This is a genomic window from Flavobacterium faecale (assembly GCF_048320115.1).
GTDB classification, from domain to species: Bacteria; Bacteroidota; Bacteroidia; order Flavobacteriales; family Flavobacteriaceae; genus Flavobacterium; species Flavobacterium faecale_A.
In genome coordinates this window covers 2,497,040-2,512,020 of the sequence record NZ_CP182943.1, presented here as the reverse complement: position 1 = coordinate 2,512,020, position 14,981 = coordinate 2,497,040, and the positions used below count along the sequence as shown (strand labels likewise).

Here is a 14,981-nt window from a genome sequence, read left to right as displayed (position 1 = left end):
TTATTTATGATTGTAAGGCACTGTCCCTGATTCATTCACTGGATACTTCCATTTTTTCACATAATGCATACCGTCTAAAAAATCATCCCCATTATCTTTTAAACGTTTGACCAAACGATTATCCAAATCAACTTGTATTTTAGAATACTCTGGATTGTTAACTAAATTATTCATTTGGTATGGATCTTTTTCATTATCAAATAACAACCAAGGACCTTTTAAATCTTTTACGAAAGTGTATTTGCTTGTTACTAAACCTCTGTATTCCCTACCTTTTCCAGTTACACCGTTCCATTCTCCAAAAGGTTGTACACAGGTAATTATGGTTTCCTTACCAACCGTATCGTCTTTACCTTCTAAATATCTTCTATAGTTGATACCTTCAACACTCTTTGGGATTGACATATCACACAAACCTAATAAAGTAGGTAGAATATCTTCTGAATTAATCATCGCATCGCGTACTCCTGCTTTTACTCCTAAAGCCTTAGGGACATAAACCAACATCGGGACTTTTATTGATTCGTTATAAGGTTGTTGTTTTCTATAAGCCGAATGTGAGCCTAATAAATCTCCATGATCTGAGGTAAATACAATAATGGTATTATCCAATTGATTGGTTTCTTTAAGATTCTGAATCAATTTACCAATCATATCATCAATGGCTGCTACGTGCGCATAATAGCCTACTATGTTTTTTTTGACATCATCGTGCATTTTTTCAGGAACGTTGGGTCTGAGTTTGATGTTCTCTGGACTAAACATTTGTTGGTATTTTTTAGGAGCCGTATTGTACGGATTGTGAGGTGTTCCCCAAGATAAAACCAACAAGAAAGGATTTTTCGTTTCTTTTTTTGATTTCATAAAATCAATAGCAGCATCCGTTTGGGCAAAAGTGTCGTAGCCTTTCCATATTCTTGGTGTAGGATCGTTATTATCAAAATAAACAGACTTGTTATAATTGTGCGAACATTCATTAGCCATCCAAAACTGAAATCCTTGACGTCTGTTACCTGGTGGAATGAATTTTTCTCTTCCATTACCATCCATGTGCCATTTGCCTATATATCCAGTATCATAGCCTTGTTTAGAATAAATTTTCCCCATAGTTAAAGCTGTTGTATCGAGCTGAATATCATTCATAAACATTCCATTAGTAATAGGTCGTTGTCCTGTGATGAGTGAACCTCTAAAAGGAGTACACACTGGCATCCCCGAAACCGCATTGGTAAAATTAGCACTCATGGCTGCTAGTTTATCAATATTGGGTGTTTTTATATTAGGATCGCCGCTATAACCTAAAGCCTGAGCTCTCAATTGATCTGTAACTATGATTAATATATTAGGTTTATTTTTTCCTGTACTTATAAGGGTTTCATTTTTCTTGGTATTACAAGAAGAAAAAACAGCAATTACAACTATCGCTACGGCTGTTTTAAAAAATAGATTGTTCATGTTAGTATAAAATTTTGATTTTCTGAGTTAAATAAATTTCATTTGAAACGTCATCTTGTTAATGTGTAGTTCTCATAATTAACATAAATCACAAATCGATTACAATTTCTATAAATAAAAAGAATTCTCTGTACCGCTTTGTCCTGTTAGCCTAAAAGCTGCCCCTTATATCTATATCCAATCAATTATTAACACAAAAACTGCCAAATCTACATGCAATTAGGCACACAGATTTGGCAGTTTTCAATAATCTTGTAAGATTATTATTTTTGCAATTTCAAGACTTCACTACCGGCCAATAAAAAAGCACCTGTACCAAAATTTTGCCAGCTATCATAAGTTGCTGGTTCTGGGAAAGCTCCAATATTTTGTACCCACCCCACTCTACCATCTTCATGCTGACAGGCTGCCAATGCTGCCCACGCTTTTTTGATAGCAGGTGTATATTTAGCTTTATCCAACAGACCATTATTTACACCCCAAGCCAAAGCAAAGGTGTGGAAACCACTACCACTAACTTCGCCATGATTATAGCTTTCTGGAGACAATAAACTAGTTCTCCAAAGCCCGTCTTTAGGTTGCAGTTCCAATATTCTAGCAGACAATTCTTTAAAAAGGTTTTCATAAAAAGGACGGTGCTCATAATCCTTTGGCATATCATCCAAAATCAATGCTAATCCTGAAATTACCCAACCATTCCCTCTAGACCAAAATACTTTTTTACCATTTGGTTCTTTAGAATCCTTGTCGGTTCCTTTCCAAACAAAGCGCATATCTCTGGCAAACAAACGTTCTTCTTTATCATAGAGTTGCTTGTACGTTTGCATGTAGAACTTATGCATTTCATCCAAATACTTAGGTTGTTTGGTATGTTTGGCATATAAATTTAATACTGGAGGAGCCATAAACAAAGCATCACACCACCACCATAAGATGGTTTGCCCCATTTCACTCTTGTCTTTCCCTTGTTTAAATCTATCATCTTCAAACAAATGAGCATCTATGAATTTTTTTGTAGGATTTAAATCAACAAAATTAGGTCTACCGTCATTCATATCAATATATAAATAACTGTATGAAATAGCAATATCATCCGCGTGGTGCAAACGCGTATAAGTTTGCCAATTATTGTTATAAGCCTGATTTTTCAAAGCAGCCATGTATATTTGATCTTTGGTTGCCTTGTGCGCTCTTGCAACACCTGTATAATAAGCACCTTCTGTCCAATCGGTTGGGGCAATTGCAAAAATGGGATGCGCTTCTTGCCACTCTAGTGCTTTGATCATTGATTTCTCAATAGTTTCTTTTTTCAAGCTCTTTTGAGCAACTGCAGTTTCGAAAATCGAAATAGTAAAAATAGCGACTGCCGCAGCCGTACTAATTATTGATTTATGCTTCATTTTATCTTACTTTTTTAATTTAAATTTTGTTTCAATATAATCGTTAGACGAAGTTCCAATTTTAACACTATAATCCCCTTCTTCTAAAATTTTAACCATTTTAAGTCCTGTAAATTCTAACATTTTTGGTGTTATTGTGAAGGTTACTTTTCTAGTTTCCCCAGGATTCAACTCGATTTTTTCAAATCCTTTTAGTTCTTTATCAGGTCTGGTAACTGAACCTATTTCGTCTTTGATGTACATTTGAACCACTTCCTTAGCCTTTATTTTTCCAGTATTAGTAACATTGACACTCACTTGAATTTCAGTGTTTGGTGTGATTTCAGAATTGGAAACTTGGATATCAGCATATTTAAAACTAGCATAACTCAATCCATATCCGAAAGGAAAAAGAGGACCGTTTTCCATAAACAAATAGCCTTTCTTATTATTGATCTCTTTCATACTATAATGAAAAGGCAATTGACCAATAGATCTTGGAACAGTAACCGGTAATTTCCCTGATGGAGAAACCTCGCCAAAGATTATTTTGGCAGTTGACTCGTCACCAAATTCACTTAAATCCCATGTATCCAATATAGCATCTGCTTTTTCAGCAATTGTATTGATAGACAAAGTTCGGCGGTGTTTTAAAACTACAATAACAGGTTTTCCTGTTGCTTTTACTCTTTCTACCAATTCATCCTGTGAACCTAGAGGATCAATTGTCGCTCTATCCCCTAAAGCTCCGTTAAAGAAAGCTTCCTTGGAAGTATGCTCGTCACCACCAACAAAAATAATCGCTACATCAGCCTCTTTGGCCGTTGCTACCATGGCATCTAAAACTTTAGGATCTGTTTTTAATAATTTGGGTACATCCTTAGTTCCATCTGTTAAGTCAAATCCTTTTTGAGCAACAAACTTCACTTTCGAACCAGAAACGGCTTCGAACATTGCTTTGGTATTCTCTTTTAGAAGTGGTCCAAGTAGCGCCACTTTCAATGATTTGTTTTTATCTAAAGGTAAAGCGTTGTTATTTTTCAACATAATAACAGACTCCAAATCAAATTGTTTGGCAAGAGTTAAGGAAGATTGCGCACGCACACCTTTTTCTACTTCTTTAATGTTCACATAAGGATTATCAAACAATCCTAAGATGAATTTGGTTCTCAAAACACGTCTTACCGCTTGATCGATTAATTTCTCGATTGATGGATTTTTCTTTACCATAGCTGGCAAATAAGCATAGGAATCCTCAGCATATAAATCGATATCAATTCCAGCTTCTAACCCCATCAAAGCAGCTGCTTCAGGAGATTCAGCCACTTTCATAAAATAAAATAAACGGGCGATATCATTTGAATCTGAAACTACATACCCATTAAACCCCCATTGATCTCTCAAAACACCTGTTAACAACTCTGGATTTCCATGTGAAGCTACTCCATTTAAATCTCCATGAGAAGCCATAATACCTAAAGTTTTAGCTTCTTTAACAGCAGCTTCAAATGGTGGATAAATTTCGTCAATAAGTGTTCGAGGTGAAATTTCGATAGCGGCAAAATTAGTACCACCTAAAACTTGGCCGTAACCAGCAAAGTGTTTAGCCACCGCTCCAATATGCGTTCCTTTACCTAAACCATCATAATTACCTTGTACTCCTTTGATAGCATTGGTAACCATTTGAGTAACTAAATAAGTATCTTCACCAAAGGCTTCACTCATACGCCCAAAGCGCGGATCGCGGATTAAATCTGCTTCTGGAGAATGGCACATGTGCATTCCTCTCAAACGAGCTTCTTTACCCACAACATCCCAAACCTTGTTTACCAAAGCTGGATTAAAGGTCGCTGCCGAGGCAATAGGTCTTCCAAATTTAGTACAGCCTTCTGCGTCCACACCATTGTAGGATTCCGTTACAAACAAAGCTGGAATTCCCCAACGGTTGTGTTCTATAATGTACTTTTGAAGTGCATTATTGAATTTAGCAGCTTCTAGCGCTGTCATGTGCTCACCAGGATTTTTGATTCCTGCGATACCTAATTTTAATTTTTCTACTACTTTATTAGAGAGTTTTAATGCGCCGTTTTTATCTGCATCCACACCTATATTGGCATGAAAGATTCGCATTTGAGCTACTTTTTCTTCAAGGGATAGCAAAGGCAAGAGCGCCTCCACCCTTTGATCAATAGAAAGAGAAGCATCTTTATATTTATTGCCCCCCTTTTTAGTTTGTGCGTTTGTCTGTAAACTAAAACTTAGGGTGACAAGGGATACGATTATTATTTTTTTCATTATAGTTGCTATTTATATTTAAGGATTTAAATTTAAATCCGTTTCAGTATCTATTTACAAGTAATTTCACTCAATACTGCAGTTTGTGCTGCAGATAATGTTTTATCAGTTTTGTACAAAACAAATTGGTCAATGGCATGACCTTTCGAGCGTCCTGATATTTCGATATCATAGACTCCAGCTGTATCAAATTTAGCAAATACATTAAATGGATCTTTATCATTGGTAGAAGTTCTCCAAAACCATTCTCCAACTCTGTTCATATAAGCTTTTAACCAACCATTAGAACTCGAACCCTCTGGATTAGGTGTTTTTCCAGTTCCTTTTGGATAAACACGTTCTCCCGTACTGGCTTTTTCACCATAAAAATCAGCGGCTGTAGCAATTCGCAACCAAGAGTCATTGTGTTCAGTATTGCTAGTTCCTTGTGTAATTCTGGAACTCCATACAAATTGATAGGTTCCTGGATTGGTGATTTTTACAGAAAATTTAATGGTTCCAATACCTGGAGTACTAAAATTATCATTTCCTGTCCAAACCAAATATCCAGTCCCTTCAAATCCTGACAAGGTATTTTCTGTTGTCCAACCATTTGGCGTAGCACTTGGATTTTCAAGATCTACACGAACAATTCCGTCTTTTTCATTATATAATTTGCCTGTGGTACAAGCTGCAGGGGCTTCCTCTTTAACCTCTTCCTTAACTTCTTCTTTAATAATTATAGGATCAGAATCAGAAGCACTACATCCCGCTAGAACAACAGATGTAGTACACATAAACAATGAAGTAATGATGCAATTAAATACTATTTGTAATTTCATAATTAATTATTTTTTAAAATTTCTTTAGCTTTCCTAACACTAAATTTATCCGAATCGTAAAGTACTAAATAGTCAACACTGAAACGTTGTGACCTACCCGCTAAGGTTATTTTATAGTTATCACCTTTTTTTAATTCATAAATTAATTCAAAAAACAGATGTTTGCCTTTTTCAGCCTGTGTTGCCCAATGCCATTCTAACTCGGAAGCTTCAGCATCTCCTTCTTGAAAAAATTTAATATATTGTTCTAAATCATCTTTAGATAAATTGGTTGCTGACTTAAAATTACCGCTCATTTTTACAAAAGCATCATTACACCAATCGCCTTTTACTCCCTCAAGCCTTTTACTAGTCATCATCAGCAGTCTAAAATTACCATCTTTAGGTGCCGTAAAATGATAATCTAAGGGAGAATTAGGCGGCCCCAAAGTTGGGGTGTTACCCAAAAATTCTAATTGTGCTAGCCCTGAAGCCTTATTTACATAATTAGTCGCTCCCAATTTTAGTAATTTCCATTCACCCAAATCAGAATTTGTATTTTCAGCTTCTAAAAAAATAAAATCATCAGCATTAAAAATAATCTCTGGTGTTGGCTCCTTATTTTCGATTGGTCTATTTTCAAAAAGCGCTTTCACCTCTTTCCATCCCCCTTGGTCATTACCGCCATTTGGCCCTCCAGTGATCAACCAATAAGTCATTCCTGAATCTGAAATATCAAAATGTTTTTCAGTATCTGACTTCCAATGTTCCTCTTCATCTACTAAATGAGTGTCGTCTAGGTTGTATAGCCAATTCCAATTCTCATTAGTGCTATTTTTTAACCATTGCCAATTTTTTATATGAGATTGAAAATCATCTTCGCCGTTTGATTTATTTTGATCTTTAATATCATAATAAGTAACAGTAGGAAAATCTCTCTTCATATCTAGCCAAGTCATTTTAGTTAGTCCATGACTGTGTTCGTTATTCCATTTACTATGAGAAATAGCATAAATAAATTGTCGTTTATCTTCCGGAGTCTCTGCTATCATGCTATATGCCATTTGCATTGGTCCAGCACAAATAAACCAAAGTGGATTTTTTTTACTGCTTTTTTTGGCTTCTTTTACAAAATTGGCAATTGCAGCCTCTTTTTGGGTTTGATCATCAAATACTTTTGACACATCAAGTCCAAAACGTTTTGCCCCACCTTTGGCAGCATCATCCATAATTCTCTCCCAACTTTCTCTAGAGGCTCCCAAATGATTGTTGTAGTCATAATGGACAAAACGCTTTTCTAATCCAGCATAATGTATCATTGCTAACGAAAAAGCAGTAGCTCCCCAATCATCTGAATCATGTAAATTTCCGTCAGAACTAAAAGCAATTCTTCCCTTTGGCATCTTGATTTTTGATTTCTGAGCGAAACCAAAAAAACTGACTGCCATACAGAATAACATGATGAATGAATAAGATAAATTAGGTTTAAACATATTAAAAGACTGGATCCTTATTTTTTAATTGCTAAAGATACATTTTGAATATTAACTAGCTGTGCTGTCCTGTACTGCTTGTTCTGCTTTTTTACATTAACCATGACTAGCCTCTTTCAATAATTTATACATTTTAAAAATCTAAAACTATTGTACAAAAACAAAGCTTCATTAATCTAATTTCCTAATACTTAAAATCAACGACATCCCGCGTATTCATTGTAGGAACTGCCGAATCAAAGTCGACATTAACTGCAATACTTTTAGCGTCTTTAGATTGAATATTTATCTTATTATAACGTAAGGAATTGCCTTTTCCTATATAAATATTTTGAAGTTTTTCTTTTTTATCCAATGAAATAATGGCAAACGAACCTTTGAAATACAACCCTAAAGACTTGTTTTCATACACACCATCCTGCTCTTGATTAATTATATATTGAATAACTTCTTTGCCATCCACGACACTACTAACTTTAAAACCTTTAAAGATTCCGTTCTCCTCTAATTTCGATACCGATTGAATTCCGTTTTTTGAATTTTTATCAAAAGTAGGTTCGTAAATCACCGCAAATGGATTGGTCCAAGCCTCTCCTTTTTGACGGATAACAACAGTAGGCGTTGGTAATTTATCATAAGGTTTTGGCGCTTCAAAAGTGAGCGGTGCCATTACCTTTGTATATTCTCTGTTTTTATTTCCTAAAACAAATACGTTCATGTAGCGCTTGCTATCCTTGAGTTTATTGATTTCAAAAGTAGCTTTCACGTCTAAATGATACTCGGCTGATGATTGCACCTCTTTGAAAAAATGCCAACCTGGATTTCTATATTTTTTATTGTATTGATATTCTCCTTTGACTTCCGATTTAAAACGATTTTCGTCAGAGGAAAGGTTTAAATCTGTATTCGAAAATTCCAATTTATCCCCAATATTATGATACAAATAATCATGAAATTCATTTGGCAAAGCCGACTTGGAACGAAATACATCCAAATAATAACCCGTAGTTGGTGATGTTCTTATAATTGCCAAAGTGCGCTCTTGAGTTGCCTCGGCTTTATCACCTTTATCATCCAAAAAATTAGTTCTTGAAAAGGAATAATTGGGAGAAATAGCTTTTTCTAATGGCATTGGTTCCATTGCAACTAATTCAGCCGAATTGATTCCTAAGTTCACCCAACCGCCTTCGCCTTGACTTGCTCCATTGACTACAACTGTATTGTGCGCTGCGAAGAGTCTAGAATAATTTTCGTGTAAATCTGTTCTGTATGCTCCTCGTCCATTATCAACTCCTAATACTTGTCCTAAACCATACAATTCCATATCCATACCACTGGCATGACCGTGAACCATTTGTCCGCCTCCTACAAAACACATTAGTCCATCTTCTGGATTTTTGGTAGTACTTAGATTGCGTTGCAGAAAAACACCGGCATGTGAAAATTGATCTGTTCTTGGTAAAGTAGTTTGATTGACATCATAACTTTCTTTTATATCGTTCAACCACAATAATTGTAAAGGAGTGAAATAAGGCGAAATACCAGCAGAACGTTTGCCAACTTTAGCTCTATCGTATTTATTGGATTGAATACCCTCTGCTACTAAGGGACCAAATTTTTGAACCAGTTGGGGAATCCCTTCATTTTTCCCTAATAAATACCCCATATCATAGGCATCATAAGGCGCTTCAAAATGACGATGCCCATCCCCAAAACGAATAATTTCTCCATTTGGATAACGAATGCTATTCCAGCGGTCTAACGAAAATGGAATCTTATAATATTTTTGACCTAATTTTAAATCTGGATTGTAGCGGTCTAAAAGGATTAACATTCGGGTAGTAAACTCGGCTACTCCATTCGAATACTGTGAAGTCTCGGGATACACATCACCTTCGTTTTTATATTTATGAGCCACATCAGGCAAAGCATCCTGTTGGTTTGTTCCTTTAACCAAATAAAAATCCAAATATTTTTTTCTCAGATTTTCATCGTTCAATGCCAATGCATTCTGAACCAAGCTAAACGATTCTAAAACTGACCAATTGGAACCCGTATGACCATGTTCTACGGCTAGTCTTGCATAAGTCAAAAATACCTTTTGTGCATTTTCGTTCGAAAAAGCCGCATACTCTTTTTTTCCAAGATCGTAGGCAAGTTTGTGTTTTTCGGCATAAGTGACTACAAAATCATAGATGATTGGCAGTTGAGCCCCTATAATTCTGGCTTCTCTCAAATGATCGTCTGAATAAATCCAACCACCATTTCCTTTTTCATCAGATGGTTTTAACGGCATAAGCCCCTGAACATAAGCATTCAAAATATCCAATGCACATTGGGCGTAGGTTTCATTGTCAGTCAAGAAATACATGACACCACAATCAACACCTATCTGCAAAAATTTATTTTGTAACGATCGATCTGAGGCATTTGACTCATCAGAATCTTTAAAGGTTTTTAATGGCGGAGTTGTTCCTGTTTTTTGTTTGGACCAATCAAAAGGAATTTTATTCAAGAAATCCTCAGGCGATTTTTTATACAATAGGATATCTCCATCCACTCTTTGTTTAAACTCTTTGTAAAAAGATTTTGCCCAAGCTTGAGTTTCCATCTTATTTAAAATAGATGCTTTGTCTTCTTGTTTCACCCAAATAAAAGGGCGCTGCTGACTTTGGGATATTCCCACCACACTATTCAAAACCAATAGTAGGATTAGTATGTTTTTAGCTAAAGTATACACTTTAAAAAGAATTTATTTTTAATTCGATGATATGTTTTCCGGGTGTCAATCGGATGACTTGAAATGCAGTTGGTACTTTTTCACCATTATGAATCAAATCTTTACCATTCAGATCATTTAATGAAAATTCGGCCACCATATTAGCTGGGATTTCAATTTCATAAGTTTGAAGTCTTGCTCCTTTATAAGTATAATTTCCTTTAATAGTTCCTAAAACCGTTGGCACTTCGATAGTACTCGTTTTTAGATTACTCATTTGTGGTTTAATTGTAGCCACTCCAAAACCTGGTGTTTTAGGTTTGATTCCCCAGAGTCCACGCGGAATAGCATTGGCTGGCACAGCACCCCAAGCATGATTCCAATCTAAGTTATTTTTGAATTCTAAATCCCAAGCTTCTAAAGTAATCGTAGAACCAATGCGAATCATGTTGTACCAACTTCTTTGGTCGGTACTGGCTAATAATTTCAAAGCATAATCAGCTTCACCAGCATTGTACAAGCCGTCCATTAAAAACTGTGAACCATATACACTACAAGCCATGCCACGTGATTTTACAAACTCCACTACGGTTTTTAAATGCTCTTCAGGAACCAGTCCGAAGGCCAAAGGCATCATATTAGCATGTAAAGAAGCGTGATCGGTACCAATACCATCTATATAAACGCCACGTTTTTTATCAAACATTTGTTCGTTTACTGCTTTTTTCACTTTGGCAGCACGGTATTCAAAATCCAAAGCTTCCTCTGATTTTCCTAGAAGCCTGGCAAATTGTGCCATAATCTTCATGTTTTCATAGAAGAAAGAATTGATTACAGTACTATACGGTTTGAACACAAAACCATCATGTTCACCTTTGGTTTTACTTCCATTAAAATTAGCCAACGGCCAATCTACGATATCTGTCAATGGTTTGGTATAGCCTTCTTTAAACCCTAGCTTGTACATGAACTCAGGCGTTACTTTGGTCGAAGTAATCAAACCTTCTTCATTGGATAACTCATAAAGTGTTTTATGTTTTAGCTTTTCATAATAACGTTCAATCAATTCGGTATTTCCAGTGTACATATAGTCAGCATAAATCAACAAGGCTACGTGTTGTTGCCACTCGGTAGGCCAAGTAGGATTTTCCATAAAATATTCTATGGTACGTCTGGCCATCGCATATTCTCTATCCGTGGTATAATGACTCAACTGATTCAAATAAGCATCTGCTTCATACGGAATACGCTCTCTCTCTCCATCAACATACAACCCATTGAAAGTAGTGGCTTTGATAGAGTATTTACACAAATCCCACACTTGGTTCAAAATATCGTTGTTGCTCTTAAAACTACTCGCTTTATCATCCCAAAAAGTATGGTAAGCCAATTGTTCTACATCAGTAGCCAAAATGGGTTCTTGAGCGCCTTCAATTTCAGCATATCTAAAAGGCATTAAAACCGGAACTCCTTTTGGCAAAGCGATGGCTTTGTTTGGCAAGGTGTTTCTTTTATCTGCTTTTATCGCAATTTGGTATTTGGTTTTGCCTGGCACTACCTCCACTTTTATTTCTTGGTAGCGAATGCTACTTTTAGCTGGAGGCGTTTGGTTTACCCTATTCCCTTCTACCATTTCTCCAATTCTGAAGGTTAAGGTATGGGCTTTTTTAGCTTTGTAATTAAAATCCATCGTCGCAAAAGCCGCTTTTCCAAAATCAATAAAATAGAAATCACCACGGTTTTCAAATTTCACAGGTTTGATTTTGTTCACTATATATTTGTTTTCAGTTGAAAGCATATAGGTATCACTCTTGCCTGTAGTAAATTGTTGTGGCTGTGAATAATCGACTAAACGGTTTTCTTCATCCCAAATACGAACTTTCCAAAAATAGGTTTTGTTTATTTCGAGTGCTTTACCTGGATATTCGACATTAGTCGATTGATTAGAACGCACTTGCTTGCTATCCCAAACATCACCAACATTCAGATCAATATTTTCTTTTGAAGAAGCTACTAGAATTTGGTATCCTGATTGGTATTTAGATTCTAATGGTACCGTCCAACCAAATTCTGGTTTTGTATCCAACACCTTAACGCTACCGCTAGGATCTCTTATTAATTCAACCGTTAAATCCGTTGGAGAATTTCTGTAGTGGTCACTATTTTTCTTGATTAACTCATCGCATTTTGCACGGAGTTCCGCTGCGATTTTTCTGTATTTTGATTTACCGATAAGGTTTTTTATTTCTTTTGGATCATTTTTTAGATTGTACAATTCCTCAACGGTCTTATCATTGACATATCTAAAGTATTTCCATTCATTAGTACGCACACCTTCACTTGGTGGAATTTCGGTAAAATCCCAAATATGCTCAATTAGAATGGTATCTCTTTCGATAGATTTTTTTTCTTGTTTCACCAATGGCAACAAGCTTTTACCATGCCAAGTAGAAGGTGCTTTTACCCCAGCAAGATCAGCAATAGTAGCCGTTACATCAACATTCAATACCATATCATTAATATCCTGATGCTTGTCTTGACGTGGATCATAAATAATCAGAGGCACACGAATGGAGTTATCGTACATCAACCATTTCCCTGCCAATTGACGTTCTCCTAGAAAATAACCATTATCCCCCATGACAATAATCACGGTGTTTTTATCAACTCCTTTTTCTTTTAGTTTTTGTCGAATCTTTGCAATTTCTTGATCAATTTCAGAAATCATTCTATAATATCCTTTCAAACTGTGTTGGTACTTTTCGGGAGTGTCATATCGCCATGTCCAACGCAATCTATTAAAACCATCACGAACGAACTTTGGAAGAATATCAAAATACTTTGCCTCTCCAAGATCTGGTCCAGGAATGGTTGTATCCGCTAATAAATGATCCGAAGAATGTTGCCAAAAATATTGGTCTGGTGCCACATCATGAGCATGTGGTGCACTAAAACTTAGTGATAAACAAAAAGGTTTTTCCTTAGTTGATTTATCAATAAAATCTAATGCTTGCTGCCCTGTATAACGTGTTAAGTGAACCGTATCTTTGTCGATAGTTTTATAAAAATACCCTCTTTTATCTTTGAAATTATTATTACGGTCATAGGAATCGTATTCGTCAAATTGTTTTTCTAAACCGTCATATTTGACCCCATATTTACCAAAAAAACCGGTATGATAACCACTATTTTTTAATAGCGTTGGGTACGAGTTATCCATATATTCACCTCTGATATTTCCCGTTTGAAAATTATAATTATGAGAACGCTCGTACAATCCAGTCAATAAAGAAGCTCTACTAGCGGCACAAATAGGCGTTGTTGCTATGGCTGTTTTAAAATAGGTTCCTGATTGGGCAAGCTCATCCATCTCAGGAGTTCTTACATACTTATTTCCAGCATAACCAATGGCGTCAAAGCGCTGATCATCTGTTAGAATAAAAATAATGTTCGGTTTTTTTGGGGTACTTTGCTGTTGAGAAACAACAGTATTCGTACTGGATAATACACCTAATAGAACTAATAAGAAGCTTTTTTTGTACATAGAAACGTTTCTTTAATTATATTTTAATTGAAATACTAACTCTTAATAAGATAGTATAAATTATGAAGAAACCTCTTGAGAGAGGTATAGTAAAAAAACTCTCCACTATAAGTGGCACCTATAGTGAAGAGTTTTGATTCACTGAATTGTTTATAATTATTTCAGCATAAAGCAAATTTTTAATAAAACGATTTCAGTCAATCTAATAAAATTATAAAGTAACTGGTAACATTACTTTGTCAACGGTATGAACCACACCATTTGAACCTTGAATATCCAAAGGAGTAATATTTGCCGTACGAGCTCTTGGGTCTTTGATTGTTTTTAATGTACCATTAAAATTAACTCTTCCTACTGAACCTGCTAATAATGTTTGTAAAGCAGTATTAGAACGAGGTACAAATAAATCAGAACTAATTGGTGGAGTAGAAGCTGCAGTACTAACTATTTGCATCCTTGACATATTAGCAACTCGAACAGCAGTTAATTGAGTAACACTTGTAGTTAAACCTGTTGGGTCTAACTCCAACAATACACTTGAAAATGCAGCATTTGTAGGCGCAAAAGCAGTTACTGAAACTGTAGCATTTGAAAGTGCAATAGAAATAACTTTTGTAGGTGTACTGGTATCACCATGATTTATAGCAGTATTAAAAGTTGAAGTTGCTGGATTCATAGCTATTAAATCTCTAACAGTTGGAACATTTATTACTGCATCAACAGTATGAATAACACCATTATTAAGAGTCAAATTTGATGACACTACTTTTGAAACAGCATTTAATTGTACTCCATCTGTAGTATTTACATACATGCTTAAAAATACCTTACTAGCACCAGTTCCTCTAGAAGCTTGTGTTGAAACAAAACCGTTAGAAAAATCAGCTGCTAAAAATTTACCTGTCAATAAATGGTTGTACACCAAGTTCGTTATTGTAGCAATAGGTAATTTACTAATGTCTGCAATGTTGTTTGCATTCATATATGCTTTAAAAGCTGCATCTGTAGGAGCAAAAACCGTTGTATTTCCTGGCAAATTCAAATTGGCCAGTATTCTTCCTTCTGGGGTTGTAGCAGCATCCTGAATAAGTCTCATAAGTTTTTCTAACGTACTAAAGTTAGGATCTTTAATAATCGCTTGTGAGATCGTAACTGGATTTTCAACTTCTCCAGGAACAAATGAAGTAATCCCTTCCTCAACTGGTTGAGTACAAGAAAGCATTAATACAGCTGCAAAAACAACTGTACAATAGCTTATTAAATTTTTTAATATTTTCATAATTTTTTAATTAAGAA

8 protein-coding genes are annotated in these 14,981 nt (G+C 35.5%); all 8 read right to left on the bottom strand.

The genetic code is table 11. From position 1 onward, the window contains the following. The 8 genes from ACNH59_RS10460 to ACNH59_RS10425 all read right to left on the bottom strand — a co-directional run bounded on the left by ACNH59_RS10460 (window position 1) and on the right by ACNH59_RS10425 (window position 14,964). The gene (locus ACNH59_RS10460) at window positions 1-1,455 is read right to left on the bottom strand and encodes a sulfatase (RefSeq protein ID WP_418262492.1); all 1,455 of its coding nucleotides are present in this window, start codon (window positions 1,453-1,455) and stop codon (window positions 1-3) included. A gap of 263 nt (window positions 1,456-1,718) precedes the next feature. After that, a complete protein-coding gene (locus tag ACNH59_RS10455; RefSeq protein ID WP_418262491.1) occupies window positions 1,719-2,855 on the bottom strand; it encodes a glycoside hydrolase family 88/105 protein in 1,137 nt (378 codons plus the stop codon). Window positions 2,856-2,861: 6 nt separating this feature from the next. Further along, on the bottom strand, window positions 2,862-5,129 hold the full coding sequence (locus ACNH59_RS10450) for a glycoside hydrolase family 3 N-terminal domain-containing protein (protein WP_418262490.1): 2,268 nt from the start codon (window positions 5,127-5,129) through the stop codon (window positions 2,862-2,864). Window positions 5,130-5,179: 50 nt separating this feature from the next. Further along, window positions 5,180-5,950 (bottom strand): hypothetical protein, encoded by a 771-nt coding sequence (locus tag ACNH59_RS10445; RefSeq protein WP_418262489.1) that lies wholly within the window; start codon window positions 5,948-5,950, stop codon window positions 5,180-5,182. A 2-nt stretch (window positions 5,951-5,952) separates the two neighbouring features. After that, window positions 5,953-7,332 carry a hypothetical protein gene (locus tag ACNH59_RS10440; RefSeq protein WP_418262488.1) on the bottom strand — a complete coding sequence of 460 codons (1,380 nt, stop codon included), beginning with the start codon at window positions 7,330-7,332 and terminating at the stop codon, window positions 5,953-5,955. Window positions 7,333-7,606: 274 nt separating this feature from the next. Next, window positions 7,607-10,162: a heparinase II/III domain-containing protein gene (locus ACNH59_RS10435; RefSeq protein ID WP_418262487.1), complete on the bottom strand. Its 2,556-nt coding sequence runs from the start codon at window positions 10,160-10,162 to the stop codon at window positions 7,607-7,609. 1 nt (window position 10,163) lies between these two features. Beyond that, window positions 10,164-13,685: a sulfatase-like hydrolase/transferase gene (locus ACNH59_RS10430; protein ID WP_418262486.1), complete on the bottom strand. Its 3,522-nt coding sequence runs from the start codon at window positions 13,683-13,685 to the stop codon at window positions 10,164-10,166. A 211-nt stretch (window positions 13,686-13,896) separates the two neighbouring features. Beyond that, entirely contained in the window at window positions 13,897-14,964 is a 1,068-nt protein-coding gene (locus tag ACNH59_RS10425) for a fasciclin domain-containing protein (RefSeq protein ID WP_418262485.1), read from the bottom strand. Window positions 14,965-14,981: the final 17 nt, after the last annotated feature.

What these genes read in the sequence shown, in the direction of transcription:
- ACNH59_RS10460 (WP_418262492.1), bottom strand. Translation starts at nt 1,455, where the DNA reads ATGAACAATCTATTTTTTAAAACAGCCGTAGCGATAGTTGTAATTGCT.
- ACNH59_RS10455 (WP_418262491.1), bottom strand. Translation starts at nt 2,855, where the DNA reads ATGAAGCATAAATCAATAATTAGTACGGCTGCGGCAGTCGCTATTTTT.
- ACNH59_RS10450 (WP_418262490.1), bottom strand. Translation starts at nt 5,129, where the DNA reads ATGAAAAAAATAATAATCGTATCCCTTGTCACCCTAAGTTTTAGTTTA.
- ACNH59_RS10445 (WP_418262489.1), bottom strand. Translation starts at nt 5,950, where the DNA reads ATGAAATTACAAATAGTATTTAATTGCATCATTACTTCATTGTTTATG.
- ACNH59_RS10440 (WP_418262488.1), bottom strand. Translation starts at nt 7,332, where the DNA reads ATGCCAAAGGGAAGAATTGCTTTTAGTTCTGACGGAAATTTACATGAT.
- ACNH59_RS10430 (WP_418262486.1), bottom strand. Translation starts at nt 13,685, where the DNA reads ATGTACAAAAAAAGCTTCTTATTAGTTCTATTAGGTGTATTATCCAGT.
- ACNH59_RS10425 (WP_418262485.1), bottom strand. Translation starts at nt 14,964, where the DNA reads ATGAAAATATTAAAAAATTTAATAAGCTATTGTACAGTTGTTTTTGCA.